16 protein-coding genes are annotated in these 19224 nt (G+C 66.2%); 8 read left to right on the forward strand and 8 right to left on the reverse strand.

Going from position 1 to position 19224, the window contains the following annotated elements; genetic code table 11:
* Position 1 precedes the first annotated feature (1 nt).
* Positions 2-1309: a 3-deoxy-D-manno-octulosonic acid transferase gene (locus F4Y72_10960; protein MXZ28804.1), complete on the forward strand. Its 1308-nt coding sequence runs from the start codon at positions 2-4 to the stop codon at positions 1307-1309.
* Here the strand turns inward: F4Y72_10960 and F4Y72_10965 are convergent.
* Genes F4Y72_10965 through F4Y72_10975 form a run of 3 tightly spaced genes read right to left on the reverse strand, consistent with a single transcriptional unit; the run spans position 1263 to position 5410 of the window.
* A complete protein-coding gene (locus tag F4Y72_10965; GenBank protein MXZ28805.1) occupies positions 1263-2669 on the reverse strand; it encodes a TolC family outer membrane protein in 1407 nt (468 codons plus the stop codon). The genes F4Y72_10960 and F4Y72_10965 overlap by 47 nt on opposite strands.
* 55 nt (positions 2670-2724) lie before the next feature.
* A complete protein-coding gene (locus tag F4Y72_10970) occupies positions 2725-3360 on the reverse strand; it encodes a protein-L-isoaspartate O-methyltransferase (protein MXZ28806.1) in 636 nt (211 codons plus the stop codon).
* Between the two features lie 7 nt (positions 3361-3367).
* Positions 3368-5410 (reverse strand): sodium-translocating pyrophosphatase, encoded by a 2043-nt coding sequence (locus F4Y72_10975; GenBank protein ID MXZ28807.1) that lies wholly within the window; start codon positions 5408-5410, stop codon positions 3368-3370.
* 254 nt (positions 5411-5664) lie between these two features.
* Between F4Y72_10975 and moeB the strand changes: the two genes are divergently transcribed.
* Positions 5665-6843, forward strand: a complete 1179-nt coding sequence (moeB, locus tag F4Y72_10980) for a molybdopterin-synthase adenylyltransferase MoeB (protein MXZ28808.1) — start codon at positions 5665-5667, stop codon at positions 6841-6843.
* Here the strand turns inward: moeB and F4Y72_10985 are convergent.
* From F4Y72_10985 to F4Y72_11000, 4 genes are read right to left on the reverse strand one after another with little or no spacing between them, the layout of a single operon-like run.
* Positions 6840-7607, reverse strand: a complete 768-nt coding sequence (locus tag F4Y72_10985; protein ID MXZ28809.1) for an SDR family oxidoreductase — start codon at positions 7605-7607, stop codon at positions 6840-6842. The two genes, moeB and F4Y72_10985, sit on opposite strands and share 4 nt — an antisense overlap.
* Before the next feature lie 14 nt (positions 7608-7621).
* Positions 7622-8509, reverse strand: a complete 888-nt coding sequence (locus tag F4Y72_10990; GenBank protein MXZ28810.1) for a polysaccharide deacetylase — start codon at positions 8507-8509, stop codon at positions 7622-7624.
* A 7-nt stretch (positions 8510-8516) separates the two neighbouring features.
* The gene (locus tag F4Y72_10995) at positions 8517-9263 is read right to left on the reverse strand and encodes an arylmalonate decarboxylase (protein ID MXZ28811.1); all 747 of its coding nucleotides are present in this window, start codon (positions 9261-9263) and stop codon (positions 8517-8519) included.
* 30 nt (positions 9264-9293) lie between these two features.
* The gene (locus tag F4Y72_11000; protein MXZ28812.1) at positions 9294-10091 is read right to left on the reverse strand and encodes an alpha/beta hydrolase; all 798 of its coding nucleotides are present in this window, start codon (positions 10089-10091) and stop codon (positions 9294-9296) included.
* 173 nt (positions 10092-10264) lie between these two features.
* Here F4Y72_11000 and F4Y72_11005 point away from each other — a divergent pair, with 173 nt between their 5' ends.
* Genes F4Y72_11005 through F4Y72_11015 form a run of 3 tightly spaced genes read left to right on the forward strand, consistent with a single transcriptional unit; the run spans position 10265 to position 12830 of the window.
* A complete protein-coding gene (locus tag F4Y72_11005; GenBank protein ID MXZ28813.1) occupies positions 10265-10969 on the forward strand; it encodes an isochorismatase family protein in 705 nt (234 codons plus the stop codon).
* 9 nt (positions 10970-10978) lie between these two features.
* Positions 10979-11911 carry a polysaccharide deacetylase family protein gene (locus tag F4Y72_11010; GenBank protein ID MXZ28814.1) on the forward strand — a complete coding sequence of 311 codons (933 nt, stop codon included), beginning with the start codon at positions 10979-10981 and terminating at the stop codon, positions 11909-11911.
* A complete protein-coding gene (locus tag F4Y72_11015) occupies positions 11901-12830 on the forward strand; it encodes a polysaccharide deacetylase family protein (GenBank protein MXZ28815.1) in 930 nt (309 codons plus the stop codon). The genes F4Y72_11010 and F4Y72_11015 overlap by 11 nt, the downstream gene beginning before the upstream one ends.
* A gap of 244 nt (positions 12831-13074) precedes the next feature.
* On the opposite strand, the gene F4Y72_11020 is transcribed toward F4Y72_11015, so the two are convergent.
* Positions 13075-15606, reverse strand: coding sequence for a TonB-dependent receptor (locus F4Y72_11020; protein MXZ28816.1), 2532 nt, complete (start codon positions 15604-15606; stop codon positions 13075-13077).
* Positions 15607-15740: 134 nt separating this feature from the next.
* Between F4Y72_11020 and F4Y72_11025 the strand changes: the two genes are divergently transcribed.
* From F4Y72_11025 to F4Y72_11035, 3 genes are read left to right on the forward strand one after another with little or no spacing between them, the layout of a single operon-like run.
* The gene (locus tag F4Y72_11025; GenBank protein ID MXZ28817.1) at positions 15741-16550 is read left to right on the forward strand and encodes an SDR family oxidoreductase; all 810 of its coding nucleotides are present in this window, start codon (positions 15741-15743) and stop codon (positions 16548-16550) included.
* 33 nt (positions 16551-16583) lie between these two features.
* On the forward strand, positions 16584-18242 hold the full coding sequence (locus F4Y72_11030) for a glutamine--tRNA ligase/YqeY domain fusion protein (GenBank protein ID MXZ28818.1): 1659 nt from the start codon (positions 16584-16586) through the stop codon (positions 18240-18242).
* 7 nt (positions 18243-18249) lie between these two features.
* The gene (locus tag F4Y72_11035; protein MXZ28819.1) at positions 18250-19131 is read left to right on the forward strand and encodes a sterol desaturase family protein; all 882 of its coding nucleotides are present in this window, start codon (positions 18250-18252) and stop codon (positions 19129-19131) included.
* Positions 19132-19224 lie beyond the last annotated feature (93 nt).

The raw sequence follows: 19224 nt of genomic DNA on the forward strand, positions 1-19224 counted from the left end.
CATGGCCTTGCGTGACAAGGTGGTGTTGGGGGCTTATGGGGCGCTGTCGTGGATTGCGGCGCCCGCGATGTGCGGTTACATGCTGGCGCGCTCGGCGCGCGATTCGGGCTGGCGCCGCCGCCTGTCCGAACGCTGGGCCATCAGGACTCCGCAGCTTCCGCCGGGAGGCGTGTGGCTGCACGGCTCGTCGCTCGGCGAGGCCGGCGCACTTTCGGTCGTCGCCGGGGAACTGCGCGCCCGCCGCCCCGACCTGCCCATGCTGCTTACGGCCTTCACGCCGGCCGGTTCGGCCGCGATTCAGGGCCGCCTGCGCGAGTCGCAGTCACACTGCTTCCTGCCGCTGGACCTGGGCATCGCGAACCGGCGCTTCCTGCGCGCCGCGCGTCCCGCCCTGGGCGTCATCCTGGAAACCGAGATCTGGCCCGGACTGTACGCGGCCTGCCGGTCCGCAGGCGTGCCGCTGGCCATCGTCAGCGCCCGCCTATCGGAGCGTTCCCATGCCCGCTACCGGCGCGTGCACGGGCTCGCATCGGCAGCCTTGCGGGCGGTGCGGGTGGTCGGCGCGCAAAGCGATGAGGACGCGCGGCGCTTTGCGGAACTCGGTCCCGACGGCCTGGACGTGCGGGTGACCGGCAACCTCAAGTTTCATTTCCGGCCGGAAGCCGGCGTGCTCGAGCGCGGCGCGGAAATCCGCCGCGCGATCGGCCCGCACCGGCCCGTGTGGATTGCGGCCAGCACCCACGAACCGGAGGAGAACGTGGCCCTGGAAGCGCACCGCCAGGTGCTGGCCGGGCGGGAAGACGCGCTGCTGATCATCGCGCCGCGCCATCGCGAGCGCTTCGCGGCCGTGCGCGCACTGCTCAGGCAGAGCGGCCTGAAGATCGGGGTCCGCTCCGGCGACGGTTTCCCTCCGCCCGGCGCCCAGGTGTTCCTGCTGGATACGCTGGGCGAGATGAACGCCTTTTACGCCGCTGCCGACGTGGCCTTCGTGGGCGGCAGCATCGCGAAGGTGGGCGGACATAACCTGCTGGAGCCGGCCGCATTCGGCCTGCCGGTCCTGGCCGGGCCGCACCTGTTTCAGACGCGGGACACGGCCCGTCTGCTGAGCGGGGCCGGCGCGCTGTTCAGCGTGCATGACGCGCGGGAACTGGCCGGGCGGCTGGCCCGCCTTCTGGACAGCGAACTTGCGCAGCGCAGCGCGGGAGAGGCGGCCAGGAACTGCCTGGCGGCGGGGGAAAACGTGCTGGAGGAGACGCTCGCTCTTATTGAGCCGCTTCTTCCGGCTCGGCCTGCTCCATCCAGCGGCTGACTTCGGCCAGGTCCTCCTCGGTGAGGATGCCCGCGGCGCTCTTCAGGCTGAGCACGTTGATGATGAAGTCGTAGCGGCTGCGTGCGTAATTGGTCTCGGCCTGAACCAGGTTACGGCGCGCATCGAGCACGTCCACGATGGTGCGCGTGCCGATCTCGTAGCCGGCCTCGGTGGCCCGCAGCGCGGTCTGGCTGGATGCGACGGCCTGGCGCAGCGCATTGACCCGCGAAATTTCCGAACTGACGCCCAGGAAGGCGTCACGGGTCTGGCGCACGACCCCCCGCTCCACGCCCTCGAGGCGCTCGGTGGAGGCGCGGTGCAGATATCTGGCTTCGCGGACCCGGGAGTTCCTGTTGAAGCCGTCGAAAATCGGCACAGAAAGCTGCAGCCGGATGGAGTCGCTGCGGAAGCTGTCGCGATAGTCGGCCCCCATGCCGCGGAAGACCCGCTCGCGGTCGCCGCTGCTGCCGTTCAGATTCGCGACGATTTCCAGCGTGGGCAGGTAATCGGAGCGGCGCAGCCTGACCTCCGCATCGGCGATGGACGCCGCCATGCGCGCCGAGATCAGGCTGGGATTCTGCTGCAGCGCGGTGTCGATCCACGACTGCTCCACGTTGGGTGAAGGCAGCGGCAGCGGCATGCCTTCGCCCGGCCGGGTCAGACTGGCCACCGGCATGGGCGATCCCACGATTTCCCGCAACTGTTCCTCGGAGGTGGCCAGGGACCGCTTGGCGGCGATCTCGGCGGCTACCGCCTGGTCATGCGCGGCCTGCGCTTCCTGCACGTCGGTGATCGCGATAAGGCCCACTTCGAAACGCTTCTGCGCCTGTTCAAGCTGGCGGGCGATGGCGGTGCGGTTGGCGCTCTGCGAGGTCAGCTCGTCCTGCGCGCCCAGCACCGCGAAATAGGCCTGCGCGGTGCGCAGCATGGACTCCTGCAGTGCGGCTTCGAAGTCCGCTTCGCCCTGCGCCAGCACGTCGTTCGAAGCGCCCAGGGCAACGACGGCGGCCCAGTCGAATATGGTCTGGCGCAGCGTGAATCCCCATGCGGTGGACGTGGCGTCGGTCGTGCTGGATTCGATGATCGGGGCGAATTCGCCGGTCGGCGTGGGCGCGTAGAACAGAAGGGTTGCGCGGCTGTCCTGGCGGGAGTAATCGGCGTTTGCGTCGATTTCCGGGAAAAGAACGCTGCGGGCCTGCGACCGGACCTCCCGGGAAGCCATCAGGCGGGCCTCAGCCTCGCGCAGCAGCGGATCGCTCATGCGCGCCTTTTCATATACCTCAAGCAGGTTGTCCGACGATCCCGGAAGGGGCACGCCGGTCAGGGCCGCGAGCGCGGCGAGCAGGATGAACTTCTTCATATGGGAAGGGCCGCCGACATGAACGTGTGGATTCTACCCTCTTGCCGCTGCCGATCTAAAACCGGAAGGGATCGGGTTGTGGAGCGTTCGCAAGCGGAGTGGTTACGGTTTCAAACAGGGATTCCTCGATTCGGGACTCGCCGGAAGTGACGAGCAGCGCTTCCATGATCGGCTGCCGGCCCACGATGCAGAACAGCCGGCCGCCCTTGGCCAGCCATTGTTCGAAGCGGTCGTCGTACTGCGGCATCGAGCCGGTGAGGACTATGGCGTCGTAGGCGGTTTCGGGCTTCCACTCGAAGGCATCGGCGCAGATGGCTTTCACGTTCGCCAGTGTCGAGAGCTTTTCCGTTGCGCCGGCGTGCAGCTCGGGGGAAATCTCGAGGCTGTGCACCTCGCCGGCCAATTGCGCCAGGCAGGCGGCAAGCCAGCCACTGCCTGTGCCCACCTCCAGCACGCGGTCGGCGGACTTGAGGTCGAGCGCCTGGAGGATCCGGCCCTCCACGGACGGCGTCATCATTTCCTGGCCGCCGGGCAGCGGCAGCGCCAGGTCGGCGTAGGCCATGGCGCGGTACTGCTCCGGCACGAAGTCCTCGCGCCGCAGGTCGCGGAATACGGCCAGCACCCGCTCGTCCAGCACGCTCCAGCAGCGCACCTGGCCGCGTATCATCCTCTCCCTGACGTCCATCTCCATAGTGTAGTCAGAGGAGGGGGGCGATGAGGAGGGCGACGATGTTGACGATCTTGATCAGGGGGTTGATGGCGGGGCCGGCGGTGTCCTTGTAGGGGTCGCCGACGGTATCGCCGGTCACCGCGGCGTGGTGGGCTTCGGAGCCCTTGCCGCCCAGCGCGCCGTCCTCCACGTATTTCTTGGCGTTGTCCCAGGCGCCGCCTCCGGTGGTCATCGAGATCGCGACGAACAGACCGGTCACGATCGAGCCGATCAGCATGCCTCCCAGCGCCCTCGCGCCCGCGCCTTCTTCGGGCATCAGCCAGCCGATCACCAGCACCAGGACCACCGGCGCCAGCACCGGCAGCAGCGAGGGCACGATCATCTCGCGGATCGCCGAGCGGGTAAGCAGGTCCACGGCGCGCCCGTAGTCCGGCTTGGCCGTGCCTTCCATGATCCCCGCGATCTCCCGGAACTGGCGGCGCACTTCCTGGACCACGCTGCCGGCGGCGCGTCCCACGGCTTCCATGGCCAGCGCGCCGAACAGGTACGGGATCAGGCCGCCGATGAACAGGCCGATGATCACGGCCGGATCGTCGAGGCGGAACACGATGCTCTTGCCCGCCGCCAGCAGGGCGTGGGTGTAGTCCGCGAACAGCACCAGCGCCGCGAGTCCGGCGGAGCCGATCGCGTAGCCCTTGGTGACCGCCTTGGTCGTGTTGCCGACGGCGTCCAGGGGGTCGGTGATGTTGCGGATCTCCTCGGGCATTTCGGCCATTTCCGCGATGCCGCCGGCGTTGTCCGTGATCGGGCCGAAGGCGTCCAGCGCCACGATCATCCCGGTCATCGACAACATGGCCGTGGCCGCGATCGCGATGCCGTAGAGGCCGGCGAGCTGGAAGGTAACGAGGATGCTCAGGCACACCGCCAGGACCGGCAGCGCGGTGGCCTTCATCGACAGGCCCAGCCCGGCGATGATGTTGGTGGCGTGGCCGGTCGATGAGGCCTGGGCCAGCTTGCGCACCGGCGAGAACTGCGTGCCGGTGTAGTAGTCGGTGATGAACATGATCACGCCGGTCAGCACCAGGCCGATCAGCGCCGAGAGGAAAAGATCGAACGGGAGTTCGTCGCCGGCGTCGGCCCACATCCGTTGCGTGAGGAACCAGATCCCGATCGCGGCGAGCACGGCGGCCAGGATCACGCCCTTGTAGAGCGCGGGCATGACAGACTGGCCCTTGCCGGCGCGCACCACGAAGGTGCCGATGATCGACGCGACGATCGAAACGGCGCCGATCGCCATCGGATAAAGCACCGCGACGTCGGGCGCCTGCTCAATAGTCAGGTAGCCCAGCAGCATCGTGGCGATCACCGTGACGGCGTAGGTCTCGAACAGGTCGGCGGCCATTCCGGCGCAGTCGCCCACGTTGTCGCCCACGTTGTCGGCGATCACCGCCGGGTTGCGCGGATCGTCTTCGGGAATGCCGGCCTCGACCTTGCCGACCAGGTCGGCGCCCACGTCCGCGCCCTTGGTGAAGATGCCGCCGCCCAAGCGCGCGAAGATCGAGATCAGCGAGCCGCCGAAGGCCAGCCCCACCAGCGCGTGCAGCACGTCACCCGTGTCCATGCCCATCCGGTCCAGCACCAGGTAGTAGCCGGCCACGCCCAGCAGGGCCAGTCCCACGACCAGCATTCCGGTAATCGCCCCGCCGCGGAAGGCCACCGCCAGCGCGGCGTTCATTCCGTTATGGGCGGCCTGGGCGGTGCGCGAATTGGCCCGCACCGAAACGTTCATGCCGATATAGCCGGCCGCGCCGGAAAACACCGCGCCGAGGAAAAACCCGCCGGCCACCGCCCAGTCGAGCGCCCACCAGAGAATGACCAGCATCACCAGGCCCACAATGCCCACGGTCGTGTACTGCCGGTTCAGATAGGCCTTGGCGCCCACCTGCACCGCCGAGGCGATTTCCTGCATTCGCTCGTTGCCCGCATCCAGCTTCAGCACCCAGCGCGTGCTCACAAGCCCGTAGAGAATCGCCAATGCCCCGGCGGCGATGGCGCTGTACACGTAATTCATAAGGTCTGTCCCAAACTTCGGGCGAACGCCCGCAAAACGGCGAATTTTATCCGCATACGCGAATAGTAAAATGCGCGGTCCGATTCAGCCGCCACGCATTTCCGGATGAACAGGATCAGTCTGCCCGGCCCGCCGCGGGAGGAGTCGGCGGCGATGGCCGCCGACGGACACCCGTACGAGACCTCTGGCGTCCTGGTGGGGGCCTGCGCGGGCGGCATCCTCTCGATCCTGCCCGCGGTCGCGGGCGGCGCAATATGAAGGCCCGGGACCGCCGGCTGGCCGAGATCCGGAGCAAGGTTCCGGAAGTCAGCCCGCGTGAGGCGTTGGACCTGCAGCGGTCCGGCGCGGCGCTGATCGACGTGCGCGATGCGGCCGAAGTCGCCCAGGGCAGCCCCGGCGGCGCGCTCAGGCTGGACCGCGGCTACCTGGAACTGAGAATCGAGGAAGCGATCCCGGACCTGGACCGCACGCTGGTGGTCACCTGCGCAAGCGGCCAGCGATCGCTGTTCGCAGCCGATGATTTAAGGCGCATGGGCTACCGCGACGTGCGTTCGCTGGCCGGCGGATTCAACGGCTGGAAGGACGAGGGCCTGCCGTTCGAGATCCCGAAAATGCTCAACGCCGACGCGCGCGAGCGCTATTCGCGCCACCTGGTGATGCCGGAAGTGGGCGAGGCCGGCCAGTTGGAATTGCTGGAAGGCCGCGTGCTGTTGATCGGCGCCGGCGGTATCGGCTCGCCGGCGGCGCTGTACCTGGCAGCGGCCGGCGTCGGCACGCTCGGCATCGTCGATCACGACGTGGTGGACCGCAGCAACCTGCAGCGTCAGATCCTGCATTCCGACGAGCGCGTGGGCATGTCCAAGACGGCCTCGGCGCGCGAGGCGGTGCTGGCGTTGAATCCGGCCGTCAACGTGGTGGAGCACCGGCTGCGCCTGGACAGCGCCAACGTCGAGGAAGTGTTCGAGGGCTACGACGTCGTGGTGGACGGTTCCGACAACTTCGCCACCCGCTACCTGGTCAACGACGCTTGCGTCAAGCAAGGGATTCCCAACGTGCACGGATCGGTGTTCCGCTTCGAGGGTCAGGTGACGGTGCTATGGCCCGCCCGCGAGGATGCGCCGGGCCCCTGCTACCGCTGCCTTTACCCGGAGCCGCCGCCGCCCGAACTGGCGCCGTCGTGCGCGGAGGCGGGCGTGATGGGCGTGCTGCCGGGCGTGGTGGGGCTGCTGGAAGCGGTGGAAGCGATCAAGATCCTGCTCGGCGCCGGCGACCTGCTCGTGGGCCGGCTGCTGCACTACGACGCCCTGTCCGCGCGCTTCACCGAATTCAGGCAGGCCCGCAACCCGGAATGCCGCTATTGCGCCGACGGCGTGGAGTTTCCCGGCTACATCGACTACCAGGAGTTCTGCGCCTCCCCGGGTATGCGGGGCTAGACGGGGACGGTGTAGTTCAGCGGGAGGCGGCCGCCGTCGGCGAAGAGGGTCTGGCCGGTGATGTAGGAGGCCATGTCGCTGGCCAGGAACACCGCGACCGAGGCGATTTCCTCCGGTTGACCCAGGCGGCCCAGGGGCGTGCGCGAAAGGATCATGCGACGCGCGTTCTCGTCGCTCATGACCGACTTGAGGATGTCGGTCTCGATCGAGCCGGGGCCGATGGCGTTGACCCGTATGCCGTGCGTGGCCAGGCCCAGGGCCATGACGCGGGTCAACTGCGAGAGGCCGCCCTTGGACACGACGTAGGCGAGCTGGTTGGGTATCGCCAGCCGTTCGTTGACCGACGACATGTAGAGGATGCTGCCCTGGCTCTTGCGCCTGACCATTTCGCGGGCCGCGAGCTGTCCCAGCACGAACCCGGCGCGCAGGTTGACGCGGTGCACGCGGTCGAACTTCTCGCGGCTGACCGTCAGCACGTCGCCGGGGGCCAGGATGCCGGCATTGCTCAGCAGGATGTCCAGGCCGTCGAAGTGGTCCGCCGTGGTGGCGATCAGGCCCTCGCACTGCTCGTCGTCGCCCACGTCGCAATGGTGCGCCAGGGTCGTGACGCCCGTTTCCGCGGCGATCTCGCGCGCCGCCTGCTCGCAGCCCTCCCGGTCTATGTCCGCCAGCGCCACATCCGCGCCCTGTTGCGCGAAGGCCAGCGCGCAGGCCCGGCCGATTCCGTTCGCCGCGCCGGTCACGACGGCGGTCTTGCCTTCCAGTAGCCTGCCGCCGTTCACAGTTGCTTCAGGTACCACTCGGCGATCTCCTCGCGCGTCGTCCACCACACGCCCGGCAGCGACTTGGCGTGCTCGATGAACTCGCGCAGCGCGCGCATCCGGTAGGCGCGCCCGGAAACGTGCGGATGCAGCCCCACGTTCATCATGCGCGCCTGCGTCGCGCCTTCCCGGTACAGCTCGTCGAGCTCGTCGATCAGGATGTCGCGGAATTCGTCGGTCGTGTGGCCGCGCCGCGTGAGGATCGTGAAGTCGTTGATTTCATTGGAATACGGGGTGGACACGATGTTGCCGTGCGGGGTCCGGATCAGGTACGGCTGATCGTCGTTCATCAGGTCGCAGTAGAACAGCAACCCGGCCTCGGCCAGGATCCCCGGTGTGGCCAGCGTGCCGCGCAGCGAAGAGGACAGCCAGCCGCGCGCCTTGCGCCCCACCGTGCGCTCGTAGATGTCCAGCGTGCGCTGGATCACCTGGCGCTCGCGCTCCTCGTCGCCGGAAAAGTCCGTCAGCAGTTCGCCCTGCTCGTAGTTGTGCGCGATCAGTTCGCAGCCGCGCTCCATGGCGGCCTCCACCATCGGCAGGCGCCGCTCGCAGGTCACGGCATTGAGCGTGCAGCCCGGCGTGACGCCCAGCTCGTCGAACAGTTCGAACTGCCGCCAGATGCCGACCCGCTGGCCGTATTCGCGCCAGGTGTAGTTCGGAAAATCCGCCACCCGGCCCGGCAGCGCATCGGGAAGGACCGGCGGCCCGCCGGCGTAGTAGGGCGCGTCGGTGTCCTTGACGAGGTCCCAGGTCTCGAGATTGAACGTGATCAGCAGCGCGACGCGCTTGCCGTCCGGCCACTGAAGCCGCGGCCGCTGCGTGATCGGCGTGTAGTCGTATTCCACCTGGGTACTAGTGTTCGGCGAGCAGGGAGCCGAAGCCGTAGACCTTGTCGTCGATCCCGTTCTCCCGCAACGCGTGCCAGTAGGTGCAGGTATTGATCGCCAGCACCGGCTTGTCCAGCCAGTTCTCGGCCTCCGGCGCGATATGCGCGAACGCCAGGTTGGTGCCCACCTGGATGATCAGTTCCACCGAGTCGTCGTTGACCTCGTGCACCGAACGCCGCAGCGTGGCCGGGGTCTCGTGCGCGATCAGCATCGGGCTCTTGCTCTTCAGCCCCACCAGGTGGACCACCTCGAAGCCGCAGCCCTCGAAGAAGCTGCGCACTTCCTTGTCTCCCACCGGCATGTACGGGGTGATCACGCCGATCCGCTTGATGTCGCCGTAGCAGGCGATGGCGTCGCGGCAGGCGTGCGAGCCAAGCCCCACCGACACCCCGGCCCGCTCCTCGAGGTTCTTCTTGAGTTGTTCGGCGCCGAGCACGCCCTCCCAGAAGGTCTCGGCCGACATGCCCATCACGACGTAGTCCGGACTGCAGGTCATGACGCGGTCCACAGCGGTTTCGGTCTCCGCGCGGATGTTCTCCATGAGCTGCAGAAACTCCTCGTCGTTGTTCACGGGGTCGTCCGGAATCCAGGCGCGCGAAAAGTGATTGGTCACGCCGCGCGGGCGCATGTCGTCGTATTCCGGCTGCACGCTGGTGTTGGTGGACGGCGCCACCACGCCGAACTTCATTCGCCATCCCAGGGTATCGGTCATGGCTGGTTCCTCCGGTGTCGTGTCACGACACTAGTCCTTCAGAACGAAATCAGCCACGATGCGGGTCCATTCCCCGGGCTGTTCGTCAATGATGTCGTGAGTGCCGCCTTCCAGCTCGGCGTACTCGAAGTCGGGCCTCAGCTTGTTTACGCGCTTGCAGACCTCGTAAATGTCGTCGCCGGTATTGGTGAACACCAGGGTTGGCTGGGTCATCTTGCGCAAGGGCTCGGAGAGGTCGTGGGCGAAAGCGGCGGCATGGCCGTAGCGGGCGGTTTCGCCGGCGATGAGCATCTGCACCACGCCCCAGTGCATGGCGCGCAGGTTGGTCCAGCCCGGCGTGAAGTGCACGCGCCGGTTCCACATGTCCATGAGGTGGCTGCCGTCGGCCTTCGGCCCGGATTCGACGCGCTTGCCGGTCGCCTGCTTCCACTTGTCCTGCTCCTCGCGGGTCAGCAGCGGCGCGCCGTTCAGCACCACTCGCGTGACGCGCTCCGGCTCCATCACCGCCAGTTCGGCGGCGATCGACGCGCCCGTGTGGTGGCCCAGCACGGCCGTGCGTTCGAGTCCGAGGTGATCGATCACGCTGCGAATGGCGTTTGCGTAATCCGGAATCCAGGGCTGCTCGTCGGGGACGTGGGACTGGCCGAATCCAGGCGTATCGACCCCGATCGCGCGTATTCCGCGCTCCGCCAGCGGCTGATAGGCGGCCTCGAACATCTCCGAGGAGCTCGGCGACTGGTGGAGCAGCAGCAGCGGCTCGCCGCTCCCGGCCTCCTGGTAGTGGATCTGGCCGAACGGCCCATCGGCATAGCCTTTGCGTCTTTTCATTGCGGAGTCATCCCCTTTCCGGGCGGGCGCGCTAGTGTAGCCCAGCAGGACGTCCGCACACTCCCCGAACCTATAATACCTGCGCCCCGCGACGCCTTCGGTCGTTGCCTTTGATGGAATAACATGGGCTTTAGCTACGTTGAAGTCATTGCTCAGGTGCGCCCATGCCACAGATGCAAACCTCCAGTCTGACGCCGCGCCAATATTGGGAAGAGGTCAAGTCCAACCCCAACCGGGCGCGTTTCGGTTTTGGGGAAAAGGCGGCCTTGATCAACATTGATCTGCAGCGCGCCTATACGGACATCGACAGCTTTCCCACGGCCTACCAGACGAACCCCGACCAGATCGACTACGTCAACCGCCTGTCGGCTTTGGCGCGCGACAGGAACATGCCGGTGATCTGGACCTACGTCGCCTACATGGGCAACGCTGACGACGCCGGCGTCTGGGGAACGCGCACCGACACCGAGAACTCCCTTCAGAACATAAAGGAGGGCGGCGCCCGCGCCGAACTCGACCCGCGATTGATCGTGGACCGGGAACGCGACGCCGTGGTCAACAAGCGCATGGCCAGCGTCTTCCACGACAGCCTGATTCCCTCGCTCCTGGTCTGGCACAAGGTAGACACGGTGATCCTCACCGGCGGGAGTACCTCCGGTTGCGTGCGCGCCACGGCGGTTTCCTCGCTCTCGCACGGCTACCGGACGATCGTCCCGGAGGAGTGCGTCGCCGACAAGCACGAGATCCCGCACTTCGCCAACCTCTGCGACATCATGCTCAAGTATGCAGACGTGGAGCCCTTCGCCGCGGTGGCCGACTGGCTGGAGAACCATCCCGGCTGCGCGCCGATTCGCCGGGCGCGAGGCGTAGACTTCTAGGGATTCTCCGTGCGGGAAGATCCAGCGCTTTACGACTACCGCGCCTGGGACGAGCGCCTGCCGATCCGCTGGCCGGGCGGCGCCAGGGTCGCCTTCTGGGTAGCGCCCAACGTCGAGTTCTACGAACTGGATCCGCCGCTCAACCCGATACGCAAGGCCTGGCCGCGCCCGACCCCCGATATCCAGGGCTTCGGAACACGGGACTACGGCAACCGGGTAGGCCACGTGCGGATGATGGAAGTGCTCGACCGCCATGGCGTACGCGGTTCGGTGAGCCTGTCGGTGGCGCTTTGCGAGCATCATCCCGAGATCATCGACATGTGCCGGGAGCGCGACTGGGAGTTCTTCAGCCACGGCATCTACAACACCCGCTACGCCTACGGCATGGACGAGGCCCAGGAACGCGCGATGATCGAGGACTCGGTGCGCACGATCGCCAAACACACCGGGCAGCGGTGCGCCGGCTACCTGGCCTCGGCCCTCACGCACACCGAGCGTACGCTGGACCTGTTCAGCGAGGCCGGCGGGCTCTATACCTGCGACCTGTTTCATGACGACCAGCCGACGCCCGTTAAGGTGCGCTCCGGCAAGCCGTTCGTGTCCGTGCCCTACTCGCTGGAACTGAACGACACCATTGTCTATGTCGTCAACCGCATCGAGCCAAGGCGTTACGGAGCGATGATCAAGCAGGCCTTCGACCGGCTCTTCCGGGAAGGCGAACAGGGCGGAACGGTCATGTGCGTGCCGCTGCACGCCTACCAGGTGTCGCACCCGCACCGGATACGCGCGTTCGAGGATGCGCTGGCCTATATCACCGGGCACCCGGACGTCTGGGTGACCACGGGCCGGGAAATTGCCGAGTACTTCGTGGAGCACTATTACGACCAGGCCGTCGCGAAGTGGGGCGGGGGAGACTCGGGGGACGGCGGTAATGGCGCTTGACCCGGCCTATCTGAAGTACAGACGCCGCCGCTACGGCATGGACCACGACCGCTACGAGTGGTCGATGCTGTCCGAGCGCGCGCCGGTCGCATGGCCGAACGGCGCGCGGGTGGCGCTTTGGGTGAACCTGGCGGTGCAGTTCTTCCCGCTGAACCAGAGCGGCAAGCCGTTCCGGCCGCCGGGCGGCATGAGCACGCCGTACCCCGACCTGCGCCACTACACGCTGCGCGATTACGGCAACCGGGTGGGTCTGTTCCGCTGCCTCGAAGCTTTGGACGAAGCTGGCATTACACCGACGTTTTCGGTCAACGCGGCCATCGCCGAGCGTTATCCGCAGTTGCTTGAGCGCCTGAACCGGCGCGGCAACGAGATACTCGCGGGTTCATGGCACATGGACACCCTGCATCACGGCGAGATGGTCATCGAAGACGAGCGGGAGTTGATCGACCGCTCGCTTGCGACCCTGCGCGCGGCCGTGGACCGACCCGTCACGGGCTGGCTGAGCCCGGCGCGTTCGCAAAGCGGCAATACGCCGGACCTGCTGGCCGAGTCGGGCATACGCTACATGGGCGACTGGATCAACGACGACATGCCCTACCCGTTCACCACCCGGCATGGCGAGTTGGTTGCGCTGCCACTGTCGCTGGAACTCGACGACCAGTTCATCATCCAGAACAACCTGCACTCGGAATGGGAGTACGCCGACCAGGTGAAGGACGCCTGCGATTACCTGCTGGCGGAGGCCGAGAGCACCGGTCACGGGAGGCTGCTCGCCCTGTCCGTCCACCCCTGGATGATGGGTCAGCCGCACCGCATCGGCGCCCTCGAATCCGCGTTGAAGCACATTTCGGAGCAGACGGGCATCTGGTCGGCCCCCGCCGCCGACATCGTCGCCGCCTGGTCAGCGCAACGCACCTGAAGCTGGCGTCGGGACGGAGGGTGTTTCGTCCCTCCACCCGGGAAACGAGGACGTTCCGTCCTCTAAAAACCTCGGTTGGAGGGACGAAACACCCTCCGTCCCTTCAATCGACATCCGCCGTTCCGTCCTTCAAAAAACCCCGTAGGGCAGGAGGGCGTCGTACCTTTCCTCCCGAGGTTTTTAGAGGACGGAACGTCCTCGTTTCCCGGGAGGAAAGGTACGACGCCCTCCTGCCCGGGTTCCCTCAGAAGCGGGCGGTGAACTCGATGCCTATACGGCGGAGGTCGGCCGGGTGGATGAACGTGCCGCCGAACTCGGGCGCCGGGATCACTTCTTCGAGATAGACCTCCTCGGTCGCGTTCTTGGCGAACACAACGGCCGACAGCCGGTCGTTCTCCACGCCCACGCGCAGGTTCAGCACCGTGTAGCTGTCGCGCCGGGTGGGCGTGAAGTCGCTGGCCACGCCGTTGAACAATGTCGCGCGCTGCTGGTCCTGGACCACGTGGAACCAGGTCTCGCCCACGGCTGACACGTCCGCCGAGGCCGCGAACCGCCAGTCGCCGGTCAGCGGCATGACCACGCGGGCGCCGGCGCTGGCCGTCCAGTCGGGCGTGTACGGCGACTTGTTGCCGACCGTATCGGGACGCACGCTGTTGGCTTCGATCTCGCTGTCCACGTAGCCCCAGCCCGCGTAGACGTCGAGGATGTCCGTCACCGCCCAGGTGGCGCCCACTTCGGCGCCCTGCAGGCTCACTTCATCGAGGTTGCCGTTCAGCCGCAGCAGGCCGAAGGGGCCCACCAGGAACTCGAAGAACTGCATGTCGTCCACCTGCACGTTGAAGGCCGTGGCTTCCAGCCTCAGGCGGTCGTCCAGCAGATTGCCCTTGATGCCCACTTCCAGCGAAACGGAAGTTTCCTTGTCCACGTCGTCGGTGATTCCCACGGGCACCTGCGGCGGCGCGCCAACGGCCGCCAGGAACACGTTGTTGATCAGGCCGTTGATGAAGATGTCCACGGTGGCCTTGGCGCCCTGGTTGTTGAAACCGCCGCTCTTGAAGCCCACGCCGCCGCTGGCGAACACGGTCCAGTCCTCGGTCACGTCCCAGGTGATCGAGAGCTTCGGCTGGAACTGGCTGAATGTGCGGGACTTGGGCGCGATCGAACCGGCCGGGTTCACGCCGGGGCAAAGGCCGGGGTTGATCGGCGCGTTGCCGGTGTAGGGTGGACCGTCGCAGTCGATGTACTGGGACAGGGCGTTGATCGGAACCAGGTTCTCCACCTCACGCCGTTCGTTGTCGAAGCGCAGCGCCAGCGAGACTTCGGTGGTTTCGGTCATTTCGTAGGAGATTTCGCCGAAAGCCGCAAGCACACGATTGTTGAAGCGGTCGTGAACGAGTTGCTCGGTCGGGTTGTTGCCGCTCTGCGGCACGTACAGTTCCTGGGTGATGCCGTTGCCCAGGTCCAGTCCGGTATTGACGCCCACCTCGCGCTCGATGTCGAGGAAATAGGCGCCGGCCAGCCAGGTCAGGGGTCCGTCGCCGGTGGAGTTCAGCCGCACCTCGAGGCTGAAGTCGGTCTGCTTGCGTTCCTGGTACTGGGTGCCGTCGCAGGCGATGGGCGTGTAGGGTCCCAGCAGCGACACCGGGAAGTTGGGGTCGGGCCCCAGGTAGGTGGGGGCGGGCAGCCGCACCCCGGCGTTGAACGCCTCCGTCACCGAATTCAGGCAGTGCTGGTTGGCGTTGAAGAAACCGAAGGCGCCGCTGGTGCCGTCGGCGCTCAGGTTGTTGTCGATCTTGCTGAACAGGAACCAGGCGCGCATGTCCGCCCAGCCCAGTGCATGGTCCACGCGCGCGGAGAACTCCGTGGCCTCCTGCTCGTTGCCCGGATCGATGTTGGTCTGGAACGCGAACTCGTGGTCGTTGACGTCCTCGAAGAACTGCGGCATGCCGAACAGCTGCGCGAACAGCGGCAGGTGAAAAGCGGCGTTGAAGGTGATCGAGGCCGCGTCAACCTCGCCGTAACGGAACTTGAAGTCCCAGCTCGTGTCGTCGGACTGGTCCCAGGTGAGCCGCGCGTTGAGGTTGTAGCCGCGATAGTCGTCGACGATGTCGTCGCGGTCGAGATAGGTGTTCTCGTAGAAGCCGTCGGTCGTGCGGTAATCGCCCTGCACGCGGAAGTTGACGCCTTCGGCCAGGGCGCTCTCCACGGCGCCGGAGTACAGCCAGGTGCTGTCGCCCGCGCCGCTCACCTTGAGGTAGCCGCCGGTATCGCCGCCGGGCTTGTCGGTGGTGATGATGATGGCGCCGGCCGCGGCGTTGCGTCCGTACAGCGCGCCCTGCGGCCCCTTGAGTATTTCGATCTGGCTAAGGTTCGCGTACTCGCGGTTCAGCGCCGCCGGATTGGTCATCAGCACGCCGTCGACGATCAGCGCATAGGAGTTCTCGGCATCGCGTGCGCCGTTGATACCGCGAATGTTCACCTGCGTGTCGCCGACCTCCGCCGTATCCACGATCGAAACGCCGGGCGTCATGTACACGAAGTCCTCGGCGCGCTGAATGCCCGAGCGCTCGATGTCCTCCGAGGTCAGGACCCGCACCGTGCCGGGCACGTCGCGCAGCGTTTCCTCGCGCTGCCGGGCGGTCACGATGATCTCCTCGATCGCGTCCTGCGCAGGCGCAACCGGCGACAGAAGCACCATGCCGAGCACGCAGAAAATCAGTTGTCTCACAGGGTTCGTGTTCATTCGCAACTCCGGGGTCTGAACGTTTGCCGGCATTCGCTCTATTGCCGGCTTGCTGAAGTCTGGAAGTTTAGGCTTCGGCGACGATTCCCGTCAATGCAATGCATTGGCAGCGGAGCATTGGCGGCGTGATAGATTAGCCGCCTTTCCGGCATCGCTTGGGGGCGACTATGGCAGAGGCGAAGACAGTTGTGGTTACCGGCGGCACGCGCGGCATCGGCAAGGGCATGGCGCGCGAGTTCCTCAAGCGCGGCCACCGGGTGGTCGTGTGCGGGCGCAGCGAGGACAGCGCCGCCGCTGCCGCCGCCGAACTGGCCGAACACGGCGAGGTGCTCGGCAGGGGCTGCGACGTGAGCGACTACGCCAGCGTGCAGGCCCTGTGGGACGCGGCTGTGATGCGTTTCGGCGCCGTCGACATCTGGATCAACAACGCCGGCATCAGCAATCGCCGCGCCAACGTGAATGACCTGCGGCCCGAAGAAATGGCGGAAGTCGTGAACACGAACCTGACCGGCTCCTTCAACGGCTGCCGGGTCGCGATCGACGGCATGCGGGAGCAGGAAAACGGCGGAGCCGTGTACGTGTTCGAAGGCTTCGGCAGCAACGGCATGACCGCGCCGGGACTCACGCCGTACGGCTCCACCAAGCGCGCGATCAGCTATATGGCGCAGTCGCTGGCCAAGGAGGTGCGCGGCAGCAACGTGATCGTGGGCGCGCTGAGCCCCGGCATCGTGATTACCGACATGTCGATGCTGGCTGGCGGGCGCGATACCGAGCGCGCGGCGCAGGCCCGCAAGATCTACAACATCCTGGGCGACAGGGTGGAGCGCGTCACGCCGTGGCTGGTGGAAAAGGTGCTGTCGAACCGCAAGAACGGGGCGGCGTTCCGCTGGCTGACCCGCCTGCGGTCCGTTGGCCGGTTCCTGTGCCCCGTCTACCACCGCCGCGACGTCGTCAGCGACTACGCCCCCGGCGCCTGACCCCAGCTGTGTGCGCTCGTTCGGTTGTAGCGAATGGCGGCTGACGACTTTATCCGGCGGATCGTCGCCGCCGACCTGGCGTCCGGCAAGCACTCGGGCGTGGTCACGCGCTTTCCGCCCGAGCCGAACGGCTTCCTCCACATCGGGCACGCCAAGTCCATTTGCCTGAACTTCGGCGTCGCCGCCGAACACGGTGGTTCCTGCTACCTGCGCTACGACGACACCAACCCCATCGCCGAGGAACAGGCCTTCGTGGACGCCATACGGGCCGACGTGAACTGGCTGGGCTTCGACACCCCGCTTGTGACGCATGCCTCGGACTATTTTCCGCGGCTGTACGAGATCGCCGAGCACATGATCGAGCGCGGGCATGCCTTCGTGGACAGCAGTTCCGCCGAGAAGATCTCCGCCGACCGCGGTACGCTCACCAGCCCCGGCCGGCCCAGCCCCTACCGCGACCGCTCACCGAATGAAAACCTGGACCTGTTCCGGCGCATGCGCGCGGGGGATTTCGCCGATGGCGAGCAGGTGCTCAGGGCGCGCATCGACATGGCTTCGCCCAACATCAACCTGCGCGACCCCGTGCTGTACCGCGTACGCCACGTCGCGCACGCCCGCACCGGCGGGGACTGGTGCATTTACCCGATGTACGACCTCGCCCACACCCTGAGCGACGCGCTGGAAGGCATCACCCACTCGCTGTGCACGCTGGAGTTCGAGGACCATCGGCCGCTGTACGAATGGTTGCTGGATCACAGTGGCCTGGACCTGAAGACCCGTCCGCGGCAATACGAGTTCGGGCGGCTCAACCTGGGCCACTCGGTAACCAGCAAGCGCCGGGTGGCGGACCTGATCCGCATGGACGCAGTGGAGGACTGGGACGACCCCCGCCTGGTGACGCTGTCGGCGCTGCGCCGGCGAGGCTACCCGCCCGAAGTGCTGCGCGAATTCTGCGTCCGCGCCGGCGTAAGCCGATCCGAGCAGATGATCGGCGCCGACCAGTTGGAGACCGTCGTTCGGGATGCGCTCAACCGGGACGCGCCGCGGGCGATGGCGGTGGCCCGTCCGCTGAAGGTGGTGCTGACCAATCTGCCCGAGGACCACTTCGAGGAGCTGCCCGCGGGCAATCACCCGAAGCGCCCCGACATGGGCAGCCGAAACGTGCCTTTTTCGCGCGAAGTCTTCATCGAGCGAACCGATTTCATGGAAGATCCGCCGCGGCGTTTCTTCCGCCTGCGTCCGGGCGGAGAGGTGCGTCTGCGCAACGCCTACATTATTCGCTGCGACGACGTGGTGCGCGGGCCGGACGGCGAGCCGGCGGAGCTCCATTGCAGCATCGATCCGGAATCCCGCAGCGGCAGCGAGGGCGCCCGCCGCAAGGTGAAGGGCACCATCCACTGGGTCAGCGCGCCCCACTCAATTCCAGCGGAACTGCGCCTGTACCGGCCTCTGTTCACCGTCGAGCGGCCGGACCTGGCCTCCGGAACGCCGCCGTTGAGCGAACAGGTGAATCCGCGGTCCCTGGAAGTGGCCGCGGGAGCCCGCCTGGAGCCGGGCCTGGCGAGCGCCGGCGCGAACGACACATGGCAGTTCGAGCGGCTCGGTTACTTCACGCCCGACCCGGTCGATTCCTCGCCCAGTGCCCTGATCTTCAACCGCATCGCACCCCTCCGCAGCAGCTACCCAGCCTGAGCAGGCAATGGACTTCCTGAATCAGGTTTTCTCCGAGAATCAGGTCTTTGCCTGGGAGACCCGGATAGCCGACTGGTTTTTCTATGCGTCGATCCTGTTCCTGCTGTTCGAACTCGTTCGCCTGCTGGTAAGGAAGTCGCTGAACTGGCAGGTGATCGGCGACACCGTCACCAACTTCGTTACCTTCTTTGCGTTTTTTATTTCCAATATCTTGGTGCTCGGCATTTTCTACGTCGGCGCCTACTACCTGATCTACGAGTATCTGAGCATTGCCCGAATACCGATCACTCCCTGGTCGATCGCGCTGTGCGTGGTGGCGGCCGATTTCGCGTATTACTGGGAACATCGATTCACGCACCGCGTTGGATTCGGCTGGGCTACGCACACCGTGCACCACAGTTCGCCCTACTTCAATATTTCCGTGGCCTATCGCTTCGGTCCGATCGATGGAATCATCCCCTTGTTCTTTCATGCTCCGCTGGCGCTGATTGGATTCCATCCACTTCTCATCGTGTTCTCCGAAACGATGGTTCAGATCTACCAGACCGCGCTGCACACGGAAGTGATCGGCAAATTGCCGAAACCCGTGGAAGCGGTGATGAACACACCCTCGCACCACCGCGTCCATCACGGCAGCAACCCGCAGTACCACGACAAGAACTACGCCGGGATGTTCATCGTCTGGGACCGGCTGTTCGGCACGTTCGAGGAAGAACGCGAAAAGGTGGTCTATGGAATCACGAAACCCCTCAACTCAGTCAATCCGATCACCGTGTTCTTCCACGGCTTTGCGCGCCTTTTCCGGCAGATCGCCGGCGCCAGGGACATACGCAGCGCATTCGGTTTCCTGTTGCGCCCGCCCGGCTGGACCCCCGACCCCAGGGCGTAACGCCTAACGGACAGCACCGGCTTAAGCCCTTTCTTTGCCCCCCTCCTCGTGGGAGCGTTGGAGTATCCATGTTGTCAAGCATGGGTATTCAGG

Source organism: Gammaproteobacteria bacterium, assembly GCA_009838035.1.
In the GTDB taxonomy this organism is placed as follows: domain Bacteria; phylum Pseudomonadota; class Gammaproteobacteria; order Steroidobacterales; family Foliamicaceae; genus Foliamicus.